Annotated in this window: 12 protein-coding genes and 1 tRNA gene; 7 read left to right on the top strand and 6 right to left on the bottom strand. The window is 67.3% G+C overall.

The window, feature by feature from the left end; translation table 11 throughout:
- Nucleotides 1-168: 168 nt before the first annotated feature.
- A complete protein-coding gene (locus ACSZL9_RS02330) occupies nt 169-429 on the bottom strand; it encodes an antitoxin (RefSeq protein ID WP_446663852.1) in 261 nt (86 codons plus the stop codon).
- A 90-nt stretch (nt 430-519) separates the two neighbouring features.
- On the opposite strand from ACSZL9_RS02330, the gene ACSZL9_RS02325 reads away from it, so the two are divergent.
- Together ACSZL9_RS02325 and ACSZL9_RS02320 are read left to right on the top strand one after the other, a co-directional pair.
- On the top strand, nt 520-1,602 hold the full coding sequence (locus ACSZL9_RS02325) for an enoyl-CoA hydratase/isomerase family protein (protein WP_446663851.1): 1,083 nt from the start codon (nt 520-522) through the stop codon (nt 1,600-1,602).
- A 40-nt stretch (nt 1,603-1,642) separates the two neighbouring features.
- Nucleotides 1,643-2,419 carry an enoyl-CoA hydratase gene (locus ACSZL9_RS02320; protein WP_446663850.1) on the top strand — a complete coding sequence of 259 codons (777 nt, stop codon included), beginning with the start codon at nt 1,643-1,645 and terminating at the stop codon, nt 2,417-2,419.
- Nucleotides 2,420-2,477: 58 nt separating this feature from the next.
- On the opposite strand, the gene ACSZL9_RS02315 is transcribed toward ACSZL9_RS02320, so the two are convergent.
- Nucleotides 2,478-2,996, bottom strand: coding sequence for a MarR family winged helix-turn-helix transcriptional regulator (locus tag ACSZL9_RS02315; RefSeq protein ID WP_446663849.1), 519 nt, complete (start codon nt 2,994-2,996; stop codon nt 2,478-2,480).
- A 127-nt stretch (nt 2,997-3,123) separates the two neighbouring features.
- Between ACSZL9_RS02315 and ACSZL9_RS02310 the strand changes: the two genes are divergently transcribed.
- The 3 genes from ACSZL9_RS02310 (at nt 3,124) to ACSZL9_RS02300 (ending at nt 4,590) form a co-directional block, all read left to right on the top strand.
- Nucleotides 3,124-3,954 (top strand): aminotransferase class IV, encoded by an 831-nt coding sequence (locus ACSZL9_RS02310; protein WP_446663848.1) that lies wholly within the window; start codon nt 3,124-3,126, stop codon nt 3,952-3,954.
- Nucleotides 3,955-3,966: 12 nt separating this feature from the next.
- On the top strand, nt 3,967-4,428 hold the full coding sequence (locus tag ACSZL9_RS02305) for a TIGR02611 family protein (protein WP_446663847.1): 462 nt from the start codon (nt 3,967-3,969) through the stop codon (nt 4,426-4,428).
- Between the two features lie 85 nt (nt 4,429-4,513).
- Nucleotides 4,514-4,590 (top strand) — tRNA-Val (locus ACSZL9_RS02300).
- Nucleotides 4,591-4,634: 44 nt separating this feature from the next.
- On the opposite strand, the gene ACSZL9_RS02295 is transcribed toward ACSZL9_RS02300, so the two are convergent.
- Nucleotides 4,635-5,801, bottom strand: a complete 1,167-nt coding sequence (locus tag ACSZL9_RS02295; RefSeq protein ID WP_446663846.1) for a WD40/YVTN/BNR-like repeat-containing protein — start codon at nt 5,799-5,801, stop codon at nt 4,635-4,637.
- A 3-nt stretch (nt 5,802-5,804) separates the two neighbouring features.
- On the opposite strand from ACSZL9_RS02295, the gene ACSZL9_RS02290 reads away from it, so the two are divergent.
- Entirely contained in the window at nt 5,805-6,383 is a 579-nt protein-coding gene (locus ACSZL9_RS02290) for a YciI family protein (protein ID WP_446663845.1), read from the top strand.
- 37 nt (nt 6,384-6,420) lie between these two features.
- On the top strand, nt 6,421-7,686 hold the full coding sequence (locus ACSZL9_RS02285; RefSeq protein WP_446663844.1) for an RNA polymerase sigma factor: 1,266 nt from the start codon (nt 6,421-6,423) through the stop codon (nt 7,684-7,686).
- Between the two features lie 19 nt (nt 7,687-7,705).
- Here the strand turns inward: ACSZL9_RS02285 and ACSZL9_RS02280 are convergent, their stop codons facing one another.
- From ACSZL9_RS02280 to ACSZL9_RS02270, 3 genes are all read right to left on the bottom strand, one after another.
- Nucleotides 7,706-9,379: an HNH endonuclease signature motif containing protein gene (locus tag ACSZL9_RS02280; protein WP_446663843.1), complete on the bottom strand. Its 1,674-nt coding sequence runs from the start codon at nt 9,377-9,379 to the stop codon at nt 7,706-7,708.
- 1,075 nt (nt 9,380-10,454) lie between these two features.
- Nucleotides 10,455-12,413 (bottom strand): aconitate hydratase, encoded by a 1,959-nt coding sequence (locus tag ACSZL9_RS02275; protein WP_446663842.1) that lies wholly within the window; start codon nt 12,411-12,413, stop codon nt 10,455-10,457.
- A 181-nt stretch (nt 12,414-12,594) separates the two neighbouring features.
- A complete protein-coding gene (locus ACSZL9_RS02270) occupies nt 12,595-13,884 on the bottom strand; it encodes a mechanosensitive ion channel (RefSeq protein WP_446663841.1) in 1,290 nt (429 codons plus the stop codon).
- Nucleotides 13,885-13,892: the final 8 nt, after the last annotated feature.

The raw sequence follows: 13,892 nt of genomic DNA, 5'->3' as shown, positions 1-13,892 counted from the left end.
GCCGGATCCGTAGTTCTGCCGAGGGGTTTGTCGAGGTCCAGGACGTCACGTGGCTGACCAACTGGTTTGCGCAGCGCACGTGCGGGGCCCGGCCCCGAACCGGCTGCATGCGGCGCACCGCAGACTCTGGTGCTCGGGACCTGAGTCCGGAGTGAGCAGCCCGAGGTATCAGTTGCTCTTGTCGCCGTCCTGCTCCTGGGGGTCACCTTGAGTCATGTCTGTCTCGCCATCGGCCTTGTCGCCTTTGTGATCCTCCACCCCGAGTCCCTTTTCGACCTTGTCGGTGGCCGACTCGATCTGGGAGTCGTACTTGCCGCCGGTCTTGGAGCTGATCGCGTCCTCGGCCTTGTCGAGCCCGTCACGCACCTTGTCGGGGTTCTTGCGGGCGAAGTCCTTCGCCTTGTTGACCAGGTTTCCGAAGTCGACCATGTGATATCTCCTTGAGTCCTGACGGGCCGGAACGCCCGACGGTTGCGGATAGTAGTCCACTAGTAGTCGACACAGGAGGGCAGGAAACGCATGGTCAAAGGCATGGTGGCGGAGGACCACACAACGACGGACGCGGTGCAGGTGCGCGTCGAGGGCACGGTCGGCCGGCTGACGCTGAACCGCCCGCGCGCCATCAATGCCCTCAATGCCGAGATGGTGGACGCGTTGCGGTCCGCTCTCGACGCGTGGGCGGCAGACCCCGGCATCGAAACCGTGATCCTCGACGGTGCCGGCGATCGTGGTCTCTGCGCCGGCGGCGACGTGGTCGCCATGCACTCGGACGCGGTGTCCGGCGGCACCGGGATCCTGGACTTCTGGCGAGCCGAATACCTGCTGAACGACGCCATCAGCCGTTTCCCGAAGCCGTATGTGGCGATCATGGACGGCATCGTGATGGGCGGTGGCGTCGGTGTGTCCGCGCACGGCAACACGCGGGTCGTCACCGAGCGATCACGAATCGCCATGCCGGAGACCGGGATCGGCTTCGTGCCGGACGTCGGCGGCATCTTCCTGCTCGCCCGTGCACTGGGGGAGATCGGCACGCATCTGGCTCTCACCGCCGGCCAGATGGACGGCGCCGATGCGATTGCGCTGGGGTTCGCCGACCATTTCGTGCACTCGTCCGCATTGCCGGACCTTGTTGCGGACATCGTGGCGGAGGGCCCGGACGCCATCGGCCGGTATGCCGAAACCCCGCCTCCTGCAACGCTGCTCGAGGAACGCCCCTGGATCGACGAGGTGTATGCCGCCGCCACCGTCGAGGAGATCGCCGAGCGACTCGGGCGACGCACGGAGCCCGCGGCACAGGCCGCGGCAACCGCGCTGGCGGCCAAGTCTCCGGTGGCGCTCAAGGCGACGCTGCGTTCGTTGCGCGAGGCAAGGGAGAGTGGCTCGTTGCAGGCGGTGCTCGACCAGGACTTCCGGGCCGTGTCACACGCGCTGCGATCCCACGACCTGGCCGAGGGGATCCGCGCCCAGGTCATCGACAAGGACCGCAATCCGCAGTGGTCCCCGGCATCGCTCGCTGAGGTGTCCGATGCGATGGTCGCGGCATACTTCGCGCCCGTCGAGCACGAGCTCGGGCTGGCCGCGCAGGACGGACCGGTCGGCTGATCTACGATCGCCAGATGATTCCGGCGGCGAAGGAGCGAAAGTGACCGACTTCCAGACCATCCTGGTGGAGCGCGACGGACGGACCGCCACGATCGCCTTCAACCGCCCGAAGGCGCTGAACGCGCTGAACTCCGAGATGATGACCGAGACCGTCGTCGCGGCCGAGGAGTTGGACCGTGACCCGGGCGTCGGCGCGATCATCCTCACCGGGTCGGCGAAGGCGTTTGCCGCGGGTGCCGACATCAAGGAGATGGCCGACAAGACCTTCTCCGAGGTCTATGTCGACAACCTCTTCGACGGCTGGAACCGCCTCGCCCGGGTCCGCACCCCGGTGATCGCCGCGGTCGCCGGATACGCCCTCGGCGGCGGCTGCGAGGTGGCCATGCTGTGCGACATGATCATCGCCGCGGACACTGCGAAGTTCGGTCAGCCGGAGATCACGCTGGGCGTCATACCGGGGATGGGCGGGTCGCAGCGACTGACCCGTGCGGTCGGGAAGGCCACTGCGATGGACATGGTGCTGACCGGTCGTCAGCTGGACGCCGAGGAGGCGCTGCGCGCCGGTCTGGTGGCCCGCGTCGTGCCGGCCGACGAGTTGTTGCGCACCGCGCAGGAGGTGGCCGCGAAGATCGCGGGTATGTCGTTGCCGATCGCAATGATGGCCAAGGACGCGGTCAACGCCGCGTTCGAGACGCCGCTCGCCGAAGGTGTGCGCCTGGAGCGCCGGTCCTTCCACGCGGCCTTCGCCACCGACGACCAGAAGGAAGGTATGGCGGCCTTCGTCGGCAAGCGCAAGCCGACCTTCACGAATTCATAAGGCTGGTCGAGTGCCGGGGGAGCGAAGCGGCGGAGGTGTATCGAGACCGACGTCGCGACTACCACTGCGCAGGTTCCTCGAAATCACCTGCGCCCTGGCGCAATCGGGCCAGGATCCGCAGCAGCGGCGCAAGGTCGTCGTCGGCAAGGCCCGGCTCGGCGAAGACCACTTCATTCAGCTGCTGCGTCGCGGTCTGCGACAGCTCGTGCCCCTCGGCGGTGAGCTCCACCAGTGTCGTGCGCCGGTCGGTGGGGTGCGGGGTTCGGCGCACGAGACCGACCTTCTCCAGCCGGTCGACGGCGTTGGTCACGCTGGTCGGGTGCACCTGCAGTCGCGCGCTGGCTTTGGCCATCGGCAGCGCACCGGTCCGGGTGAAGTGCAACAGCGTCAGCAACTCGTAGCGGGCGAAGGTCAGCCCCAACGGCTTGAGCACCTCGTCGACGCGGGCGAGGAAGATCTGCTGCGCCCGGATGACGGACGTGATGGCGGCCATGCCGTCGGCATACGCACCCCAGCCGTGCGCCGTCCACTGCCGCCGCGCCTCGGCGATCGGGTCATAGGGCAGCGGGCTCGGCATGCCGGTGATTGTCGCATCAGCGCGCACACCCGCGACGTGTGCCTCGCCGAGGCGGTGAACCGACCAGCGCGATGATGCGTCCGAGTGAAAGGATGGACGCATCATTTTCGAGCTTCTGGAGGGCGACATGAGCGTGCGGGTCTGGGTTGACGGCGAGTTGGTCGACGACAAGCCCAGTGTGCGGGCGTTGGACCACGGCATCACGGTGGGTGACGGTGTCTTCGAGACGGCCAAGGTCGCCGACGGCAAGCCGTTCGCGATCGACCGGCACAACGACCGGTTGGATCGCTCACTGCACGGCCTCGGGCTGCCTTCCGCGGACCGCGACAAGTTGCAGGAGGGCTTCGACGCCGTCCTCGCCGAGCCGCTGGACTTCGGCCGGTTGCGCTACACCGTCACCGCGGGGGAGGGCCCGCTGGGTTCGGACCGCCTCGACAGCCCGCTCACCTACATCGTCGCCGCCATGCCGGTGCCGCGGCCGGAGCCGTCCACCAAGATCGTCGTCGTGCCGTGGACCCGCAACGAGCGCAGCGCCGTTGCCGGGCTGAAGACCACGTCGTATGCCGAGAACGTCGTCGCGCTCGCCGCGGCGCACAAGGAGGGCGGCACCGAGGCGATCTTCGCCAACAGCCGCGGTGAGCTGTGCGAAGGCACCGGCTCCAACATCTTCGTCGTCGTGGACGGCGAGCTGCTCACCCCGAAACTGGAGTGCGGCCCGCTGGCGGGAATCACCCGCGCACTCACCATCGAGTGGAGCCGCGAAGCCGGCATCCCGGTGCGCGAGGAGAACCTGCCGATCAGCGTGCTCGACACCGCCGACGAGGTCTTCATCACCTCGTCCACCCGCGATGTGCAGGCCGTCCACGCGGTCGGTGATCGTGAGCTGGCGGCGCCCGGGCCGATCACGACCGCGGCTGCCAAGGCATTTGCCGACGCGTCGGCCGCCGGACGCGACTGAGGTGGCTGCGCCATGAGCGAGCGCGAGGCGGCGGAGCGCGAGCGCTATGACGACGACAACATCCTGATCGACGCCGACGAAGATCGCTTCGCGTGGCGACGCAAGATCAAGTCGAACCCCACGACACGGGTCGCCTACCGGGTCGGCGTGGGCGTCATCGGGCTGGCCATCGTGATCGTGGGGATCATTGCTCTCCCGCTCCCTGGCCCCGGCTGGCTGATCATTTTCGTCGGTATCGGCGTATGGGCCTCGGAGTTCGAATGGGCCGCCAAGCTGCTGGACTGGGTGAAGGTCAGAGTGCAGGCATGGACCGCATGGGTGGGCCGCCAGAACTGGTTCGTTCGTGGGCTGGTCGGCCTGGGCATCCTCGTCCTCGTGCTCGCGGTCTTCTACGCGATGTTCGCAGTCAGCGGTGTGCCGGGTTTCTTCCCAGAGTTCGCCAAGGACTGGCTGGGGAATCTGCCGGGTCTCTGAGCGCCACCCGATTATGCGGTGAGCCGCGCGGTCGGCTAGTGTTGGCGCTCGCAGCGCGGGCCGCATCCGGCCCGTGACAGCACCCGGATGTGTAGCTCAGCTGGTTAGAGCGTTCGCTTCACACGCGAGAGGTCAGGGGTTCGAGTCCCTTCACATCCACCACCTGCAAAGCCCGGCCATCGGCCGGGCTTTGCTCATGTATGCCGTCAGGCGCCGCCCGGTTCGAGCACCTCGACCGCGAGCACGGTGGGCAGGTGTCGGGCGATCTCCGCCCAGGTCTCACCCTCGTCGCGGCTGGCGAACACCGAGCCGGTGTTGGTGCCGAAGTAGACACCGGCCGGGTCGTGGCCGTCCCCGCTCATGCCCTGGCGGAGCACGGTGAAGAAGCACGATTCCTGCGGCAGTCCTGTGCGCTGCGCCTGCCAGGTCTCGCCGGCGTCGCGCGAGCGCCATACGGCGGCTGCCGCGTCGGGCGGGTAACGGCCGATGCTGTCGCCGTTGAGCGGCAGGGTCCAGATCGTCCGGCCGTCACGGGGATGCGTCCACAGCGGGAAGCCGAACGTCGACGGCAGACCCTCGGTGATGTTGTGCCAGCTGTGCCCACCGTCGTCGGACCGCCATACGCCGTGGTGGTTCTGCTGGTACAGCGGATCGCCGTCGCCCACGGCACGCTCGAGGTGGTGCACGCAGAGCCCGGTCTGCCCGTCGGTCTCTGCCGCTGTGTCTGAATTCTCCTTGCTGGCAACGGAATCCGCCAGATCGTTGCGGCGCTCCCAGGTCACGCCACCGTCCTCGGTGGCGAAGACTCCTGCTGCTGAGATGCCGACCCACATCTTCTCGGGGTCCTCCGGGTCGACCACGATCGTGTGCAGGACGAGTCCGGCAGCGCCGGGTCCCCAGTCGGGCGCGGACGGGTGATCGGTCAGCCCTTTCACCGTCTGCCAGGTCTTGCCACCGTCGTCGCTGGCGAGCAGCGTTGCCGGCTTCGTCCCGGCGTAGAGGCGGTCGTCGGTGCGACCGAGCGACCACACCTGGGAGAAGCCGTCGCCGAACGGCACCGGAGTCTCCGTCCAGCCGATCGTCGCGGCAAACTCAGGATCCTCCGCGGTCCAGGCGTCCACCTGGCCGGTGGTCAGCCTGGTCAGGTCCCAGGTCTGTCCGGTGTCCGTCGAACGCCATACGCCCGCACCGGTCCAGTCGCCGCCACCGCCTGCCCAGATCGTGCCGGTGGCGGGGTCGCCGATGACGTGGTTGATCGGCCACCCGTCGCAGTAGGGCCCGCGGACCCGCCAGCGCGTGCGGTCGGCATCGCCGTCCAGGACGAACGCGCCCTTGGTGGTTCCCACCAACAGATGGATCGCTGTCTCGGACATGGGATGCCCCTCGTCGACTTCGGGCCGGCGTGGTCGGCGGCGCCGCAACGTCTCATTCTCGTGGTGCGCGGGCGCGCCGACAAGGCCTGCGGACGGGCCACAGGAGATGGCTTCGAAAAATTTCGTAATGCCGATGTCGAAGATGCTGCAGGCTGTTCGACGTACGTGTGTAACGCAAGCCCGACCAACCAATCAGGAGTGATCGAGATGGCACGTTTCATGGGACTCGTACGGATGGAAGAGGGCGTCGGGACGCCGCCGAAGGCGTTGTTCGATGCCATGGACGTCTACATGACTGAGCAGACCGAGAAGGGCGTGTTCCTCGACGGCGGCGGCCTTTTTGGCACCGAGGACGCGGTCAACTTCATCTCCGAGAACGGCGCGGTCAGTCGCGTCGACGGGCCGTATGCCGAGGGCAAGGAGGTCGTCGGCGGCTGGGCGGTCGTGCAATACGACACCCTCGAGGAGGCGATCGCGGGGCAGCAGGAGTTCGCCGAGTTGCACGCCAAGCACTGGCCCGAGGTCAAGGTGGTCTCGACGCTGCGGCAGATCTCGGACGGGCCGGACGCACCCGCAGAATGACGGGGACGCGTGATCGAGTCGTCGCTACGCTGGCCGAGTGCCGGCCGAGACGACTGATGACACGCGCGAGGTGATCGTGGCCGCGTGGCGGGCCGAATCGGCCCGCCTCGTCGGCGCACTCACCCGGCTGACCCGCGACGTCGGACTCGCGGAGGACCTTGCCCAGGACGCACTCGTCGCCGCGCTCGAGAAGTGGCCGGAGACGGGCGTCCCGGACAACCCGGGCGGCTGGTTGATGACGGCCGCCAAACGGCGCGCCGTCGATCACTTTCGGCGCGCCGACGTGCTCCGGCGCAAGGTCGCGGAGCTGGGGCAGACCACGGTGAGGAACGAGGCGGACATGCCCGACCTCGACGCACAGCTCGATCACATCGAGGACGACGCGCTGCGGCTGATCTTCCTGTCCTGCCACCCGTCACTCACGCCGGAGTCCCGTGCCGCGCTGACGTTGCGGCTGGTCGGCGGTCTCACCACGACCGAGATCGCGCGCGGCTTTCTCGTCGCCGAATCGACCATGGGACAACGCATTTCGCGTGCCAAGAAGACGCTGACGCAAGCCCGGGCGGAGTTCGAGTTGCCCACCGGGCAGGAGCGCACCGAGCGCCTCGGTGACGTCATGGCGGTGATCTACCTGATCTTCAACGAGGGGTATGCCGCCACCTCGGGCACGGACTGGATGCGAGCCGACCTCGCGACCGAGGGCATTCGGCTCGCGCGGATGGTGTCTGCCCTCGCACCGCAGGAGCCCGAGGTGCTCGGACTGCAGGCGTTGCTGGAGCTGCAATGGTCGCGGATGCCGGCTCGGCTCGACCAGGCCGGCCGGCCGGTCCTGCTGGAAGCCCAGGACCGCAGGCTTTGGGACCAGGTGTTGATCCGACGCGGGCTGACGGCACTACAGCATGCCGAAGAGCTGGCGCGACAGGGGAGACCGGTCGGCAGGTATGTCCTGCAGGCATCGATCGCGGCACAGCACGCCCGGGCCGGGCGCGGCGAGGATACCGATTGGCGTCGGATTGCGGACCTCTACGACATCCTGGCCAGAGTGGCGCCGGGTGCGGTGGTCGAGGTCAACCGCGCCGTGGCACACGGTCGCGCCTTCGGCCCGCACGCCGGTCTCGCCATACTTGATGCGGTGCCGGACGACGCGCTCGGTGACTCACCGCTCATGCCCAGCGTCCGCGGTGACCTGTTGGAGCGAGCCGGACGCCGCGAGGAGGCACGTGCGGCCTTCACCGATGCGGCAGCGCGCACCCGCAACGAGAGTGAGCGGGGGATCCTGCGACGTCGGGCCGGGTTGGAGTGATGTGTGGCGGAGGGGTGGCTCAGAACGGTGGCTTCGGCTCGCACAGCTCGATGCGTATGTCGCTGGTGGGCCGGTAGATCCGCAGGTTGCAGCCCGCGCGGCGTTCGATGGCTCGGTCCTCGTGCTCTTCCTGGAGGAGTTGCAGGTCGTCCAGATCCGTGAACACGTTTGGTATGACGTCGTGTTCGCGGCAGAGGGCGAGCTGGATGCCGAATCGCTGCTCGGCACGACTGACCCACGGCGGGCACTGATCGTCGGGCCGATGGTGGTCGAACGGTGTGGTGCGTAACCGTCGAGTCAGCGTGTGCCAGGTGATGGACGCATCGTCGTGTTGCCGGCTGGCCCAGAAGCGGTGCGTCTTGGCGTTGTGATGGCCGCGATGCACGGCGTGCAGATTGTCCGGGTGGGTGGCGCCGTCGGCCGGACGTTGCGCGCCGGGCTGGTGCTCGACGTCGTGGTCGAGGTCGGCCTCGTGGGCGGAGACGCCGCAGTCGCCGGGTGCCCGACAGGTGTGATCGCGTCCTTGCACCAGGCGCGCCATCGCGGCCGGAGGCCGGTAGGTGTTCGCGGCGTCGATCACTTCGCCCGTGACGGGGTCGGTGACCATGCGCAACCAGGTGGACCCGGCGCGGAACGCCACGGCCCGAACCTGCTCGGGAGTGAGGAACCCCAGTCCGGGCACTTCGCCCAGTCCGAACGCCGCGCCCGGGGTGGAAGGAGTTGTGTGCTGCTGGGCGGTGTCGTCGGGCAGCAGGGCGGCGAAGGGCACGATGACGTGCAGGCGGCCGGCCGGTGCATCACCCAGGAATTCATGCCCCGGGACAGTTCCGGAGATGAGCAGGTCGACCGCGATGTCGGCGCGCAGCTGGGACAGCGGCCGCTTGTCGCCGGCTGCTCGGGCTGCTTTGGCCAGATCGTTGATGCGTTGCTGGGCGGCGAGGACGCGCGCTGCGTCGCCGGATGCCTGGAAGGTCGCGGTGCCGTCCCGGCCGGGGAAGGTGCACGCGTCCCGTGCCTCGACGGCTTCACGGTTTTTGCGTGCGCGATCCGCTTTCGCTCCGTCCACCAGGGCGAGCTGGCGACGGATTCTCGCGCGAAATCCGTTGTGGGACAACGGCACACTCGGCACACCGCCATCGAGGTTGGTGGTGCGGTCGGGTGGTGCAAGGAGCCGCTCGATGACCTGACCGGCCAGCACCGGATCGAGGTGTGCCGTCTCCGCATACGCGATCCGCGCCCGCTGCCAGGTGCAGCCGCCGGCTCTGAGCTGATCGTGTGCGGAGCTCACGCGTTCGCGCATCGCGGTGGCGAAGCGGACCCGGTCGCGCGCCGCTGGCAGCGTCGAACCGGTGAGCAATTGGATCTCGTGCACCACGGCACGGCATGCGGCCTTGCGGTGCGCCGCGACCTTGCGGGCATATCGAGGATCATCACGGTCGATGCCGTGGTCGGAAGCGACGTCTTCAACCAACGCTGACGTCGCGTCGAGTAACGACGCGTCGGCGAATCCCTTGACCGCCTCGGCCGCTTGGACGAGGTCGCCGAGGCGCTCTCGAGATGCGTCGGCGAGGGATGTCCGGCGGGCCTGCTCGGCGAGGTCGGTGATGGCGGTGACGACGGCGTCCGGGAGTCCGGACACGTCCACCACACGTGCGCCGCCATCGGGCACATCGGCATCTCCATTCGAGCTCATCACCGGTCACCTCCCACAACATTGCCGGTGTCCTTGATGTGCTCAATTCTAGAGGTGACCACCGACAACCCAATGAGCCGAAATCACCACAGTCACAAGGGCATTCATGCTCATTCGAGGCATGGAGTGTGCGATGACCTGACGAACGACGACGAGGCTCGTCCTCTCGGCTCGACGAGGCGCGACTCAGCCCATCGCCGGGGACGTGATCTCGATACGTCGCTCGTTCCTCGCGACTACTCGATCACCTTGGGTTGGTGGCTCGTTCCTCGCGACTACTCGATCACCTTGGGTTGGTGGCTCGTTCCTCGCGACTACTCGATCACCTTGGGTTGGTGGCTCGTTCCTCGCGACTACTCGATCACCTTGGGTTGGTGGCTCGTTCCTCGCGACTACTCGATCACCTTGGGTTGGTGGCTCGTTCCTCGCGACTACTCGATCACCTTGGGTTGGTGGCTCGTTCCTCGCGACTACTCGATCACCTTGGGTTGGTGGCTCGTTCCTCGCGACTACTCGATCACCTTGGGTTGGTGGCTCGTTCCTCGCGACTACTCGATCACCTTGGGTTGGTGGCTCGTTCCTCGCGACTACTCGATCACCTTGGGTTGGTGGCTCGTTCCTCGCGACTACTCGATCACCTTGGGTTGGTGGCTCGTTCCTCGCGACTACTCGATCACCTTGGGTTGGTGGCTCGTTCCTCGCGACTACTCGATCACCTTGGGTTGGTGGCTCGTTCCTCGCGACTACTCGATCACCTTGGGTTGGTGGCTCGTTCCTCGCGACTACTCGATCACCTTGGGTTGGTGGCTCGTTCCTCGCGACTACTCGATCACCTTGGGTTGGTGGCTCGTTCCTCGCGACTACTCGATCACCTTGGGTTGGTGGCTCGTTCCTCGCGACTACTCGATCACCTTGGGTTGGTGGCTCGTTCCTCGCGACTACTCGATCACCTTGGGTTGGTGGCTCGTTCCTCGCGACTACTCGATCACCGTGGGTTGGTGGCTGGTTCCTGGCGACTACTCGATCAGCTTGGGTTGGTCGGTCGTCCCCCGGCTACTAGACCCGCTGCATTTCCTCAGCGAATCTCCTGTCGCCGCAACGGGATCCGGCCACCGGCGAGCACCATGTCGACCTGTCGCGGCGACAACCGGTGCCGCAAGGTGTATGACGCCTCGCTGCGCGAGTTGCGTGCCTGCAGCGTGTCACCGGCGGGCAGCGCGTCGTGCAGCCCCTCCAGGACGAGCGTGTCGCCGAGCCGGATGTCGTCGTAGTCGGCGGCATCGTCGAACTCCAGCGCGAGAATCCCGAAGTTCGCGAGGTTCTGCCAGTGGATGCGCGCGAACGACTTGGCGACCACGACTCGCAGCCCGAGGTAGCGCGGCGCGATCACCGCGTGCTCCCGCGACGAACCCTGCCCGTAGTTCTCGCCACCGACGATGACGTGCCCGCCGCCGTCGCGCAGTGCGGTGGCGCGCTCGACATACTCCGGATCGACCGCGTGATAGACGAAGTCGGAGATCTTCGGGATGTTGCTGCGGTAGGGCAGCACCTTGGCGCCGGCCGGGAGGATCTCGTCGGTGGAGATGTCGTCGCCGACGACCAGTCCGACGGGTGCCTCGATGCGGTCGGGCAGGCCGTCGAAGTCGGGCAGGGTCGAGATGTTCGGACCCTTGACCAGCTCAACCTGCTGCGCGTCGGCCGCCGGCAGCGGCTCAACCAGCATCTCGGTGTTGACGCTGGCGTGCTCGGGCAGCTGCGGGCGCCGGTAGTCGATGCCCTGCTTGGCGGTGAGGTCGCGTGGGTCGGTGATCACCCCGGTGAGGGCGGCAGCGGCAGCCGTCTCGGGCGAGCACAGCCAGACCGAGTCCTCCTGGGTGCCCGATCGTCCCGGGAAGTTGCGCGGCATCGTGCGCAGGCTGTTGCGGCCGGTCGCAGGTGCTTGCCCCATGCCGATGCAGCCCAGGCAACCGGACTGGTGGATCCGCGCACCCGCGCTGATCAGGTCGAAGAGCCAGCCGCCCTTGGTCAGGTCCTGCAGGATCTCCCGCGACGTCGGGTTGATGTCGACGGAGACGCCGGGGGCGGCATACCGACCTCGCATCGTCTCGGCGACGACCGCGAAGTCGCGCAGACCCGGGTTGGCGGACGAGCCGACCACCACCTGGGCGACGGACTCGCTGGCGACCTCACGCACCGGCACGACGTTGCCGGGGGAGGAGGGCTTGGCGATCAGCGGCTCCAGCGTCGACAGGTCGATCTGCTCCTCCAGGTCGTATGTCGCACCGTCGTCGGCCAGAATCTCCTGCCAGTCCTGCACACGATCCTCGCCGGCCAGGAACCGGCGCACCTCGTCGTCGGACGGGAAAACCGTTGCGGTGGCACCGAGTTCGGCGCCCATGTTGGCGATCACGTGGCGGTCCATCGCGGTCAGGCCGGCCAGGCCCGGACCGTGGTATTCGATGATCCGGTTGACACCGCCCTTAACCCCGTGGCGGCGCAACATCTCCAGCACCACGTCCTTGGCCGACACCCAGTCGGGCAGCTCACCGGTCAGCTCGACGCCCCAGATCTGCGGCATCCGCAGATAGAGCGGCTCGCCGGCGAGAGCCATGGCCACATCGAGCCCGCCGACACCCACCGCGAGCATGCCGATGGCACCGGCGGCACAGGTGTGCGAGTCCGACCCGGCCAAGGTGGCCCCGGGCCGCCCGAAGCGCTGCTGGTGCGTCGGGTGGGAGACGCCGTTGCCGGGGCCGGAGAACCACAGACCGAATCGCTGCGCGGCCGACCGCAGGAAGGCGTGGTCGTCCGGGTTGCGCTCGTCCTCCTGCAGCAGGTTGTGGTCGACATACTGCACAGCCACATCGGTGCGCGCCCGGTCCAGGCCGAGCGCTTCCAGCTCGAGCATCACCATCGTGCCAGTCGCGTCCTGCACGAGGGCCTGGTCGACGCGCAGTGCGATCTCGGTGCCCGGCGTGGGGTCTCCGTCGATCAGGTGCTTTGCGATGAGCTTTTGTGCCACGGTGAGCGCCACGATGCTCCTCTCCGGCCGAACCGGTGATTGGCGCGGTTGGCCTGATCGGGACCGACCAGCCTAGCCGCCCGCACGACGGCAGGCGAACGGCCCGGCCACGGTGCTGGGCCGGACGGTGAGCGGACACACGAAGGCCCGGCGCCACCGGCGCCGGGCCTCGCTGTGTATTGAACTGCCGGAGTTACTGCTGGGACTGGTGCTGACCGGAGCTCTGCTCCGAGGAGCCGGCGTTGTTCTGCATCTTCTCCAGCTGGCGAGCAGCGGCGTCCCGGCCACCCAGGCCGAACGCGAGCGCGGCCGCGGCGGCACCTCCGACGACGAGCGCACCGAAGGCCAGGTTGATGACCGAGTTCGCCAGGCCCATGTAGCGCAGGCCGATGGCGGCGAACAGGACGATCGTCGCGATCTTGACGACGTCGCCGGTCCGACCGCTGACCATCTTCGCCAACAGGTTGGCGACGAAGACACCGGCGATGATGATCGCCGCACCGAACAGCACCCGGCCACCGATGTTCAGGACGGTGTTGAGGATCTCGGTGATCTGCGGGAACTTCAGGACGTTCGCCGCAGCGATCGCGAAGAACAACACGATCGCGATCTGCGCGACGCGGGAGACGATCTTCGGGACGTCGGTGTCGTTGGACTCGATGCCGACGCTGCGGAGCGCACCGTCGGTGTTCATGCCGCGCAGCAGGTTCTCCAGCAGGGTGCCGGCGAACTTGGCGATGACGCCGCCGATGGCCAGCAGGATGCCGGCCGCGATGATCAGCGGGATCGTGTCGAGGATCAGCTCCAGCATGTGCGAAGCAGGATCGGAGATCGACTTGATGCCCAGGATCTGCAGCGCCGAGATCGCGACGACCAACAGGACGACGGCGAAGACGACGTGACCGACCAGAGCCGAGATCTTGATCGGCTCCGAACCACCCTGCTGGGTCTGTGCCTGGGCGTGCGCCTGGCCGAGGCCCTGCTGATCACCCTGCAGGTGCTGCGGCGCGGTCTGGTGGGCGCCGGAGGCGCCATCCTCGAGCTGCTGATTGGCCGAGCCGCCCAGCTTGTCGGCGAAGCGGTCGACGTTGGCCGCCTGCAGCGCGGTGACGACCAGCTCGCGAGCGATCTTGGCCAGCACGAAGCCGATGAACATCACCAACGCCGCACCGAGGACCTGTGGCAGGGCACCCAGGAAGGTGCTCAGCATGTCGCCGAGCGGTGCAGTGACCTGCGTGAGCCGGAAAAGATTGAGCACTGCCATCAGACCGAAGAGCCAGATGACCAACGAGACGATGGTGCTCAGTGATTCGGCGAGCGAATCACCTGTGCCGTCCTGACGATTCAGTGCCTTGATCTTCGTAAACTGTTTCGCAAGGATTTTCTTGGCGAACTTCGCCAATAGCCAGGTGATGACCAGTATGACGATGGCCGCGACAACCTTGGTGATGATGTCGGACCACTGAAAATCGCTCAACTCCATGAACAACT

The sequence above is a fragment of the Flexivirga sp. B27 genome (assembly GCF_052905685.1).
Note: the sequence above shows the minus strand (reverse complement) of the source record. Positions and strands in the feature narration are given on the sequence as shown.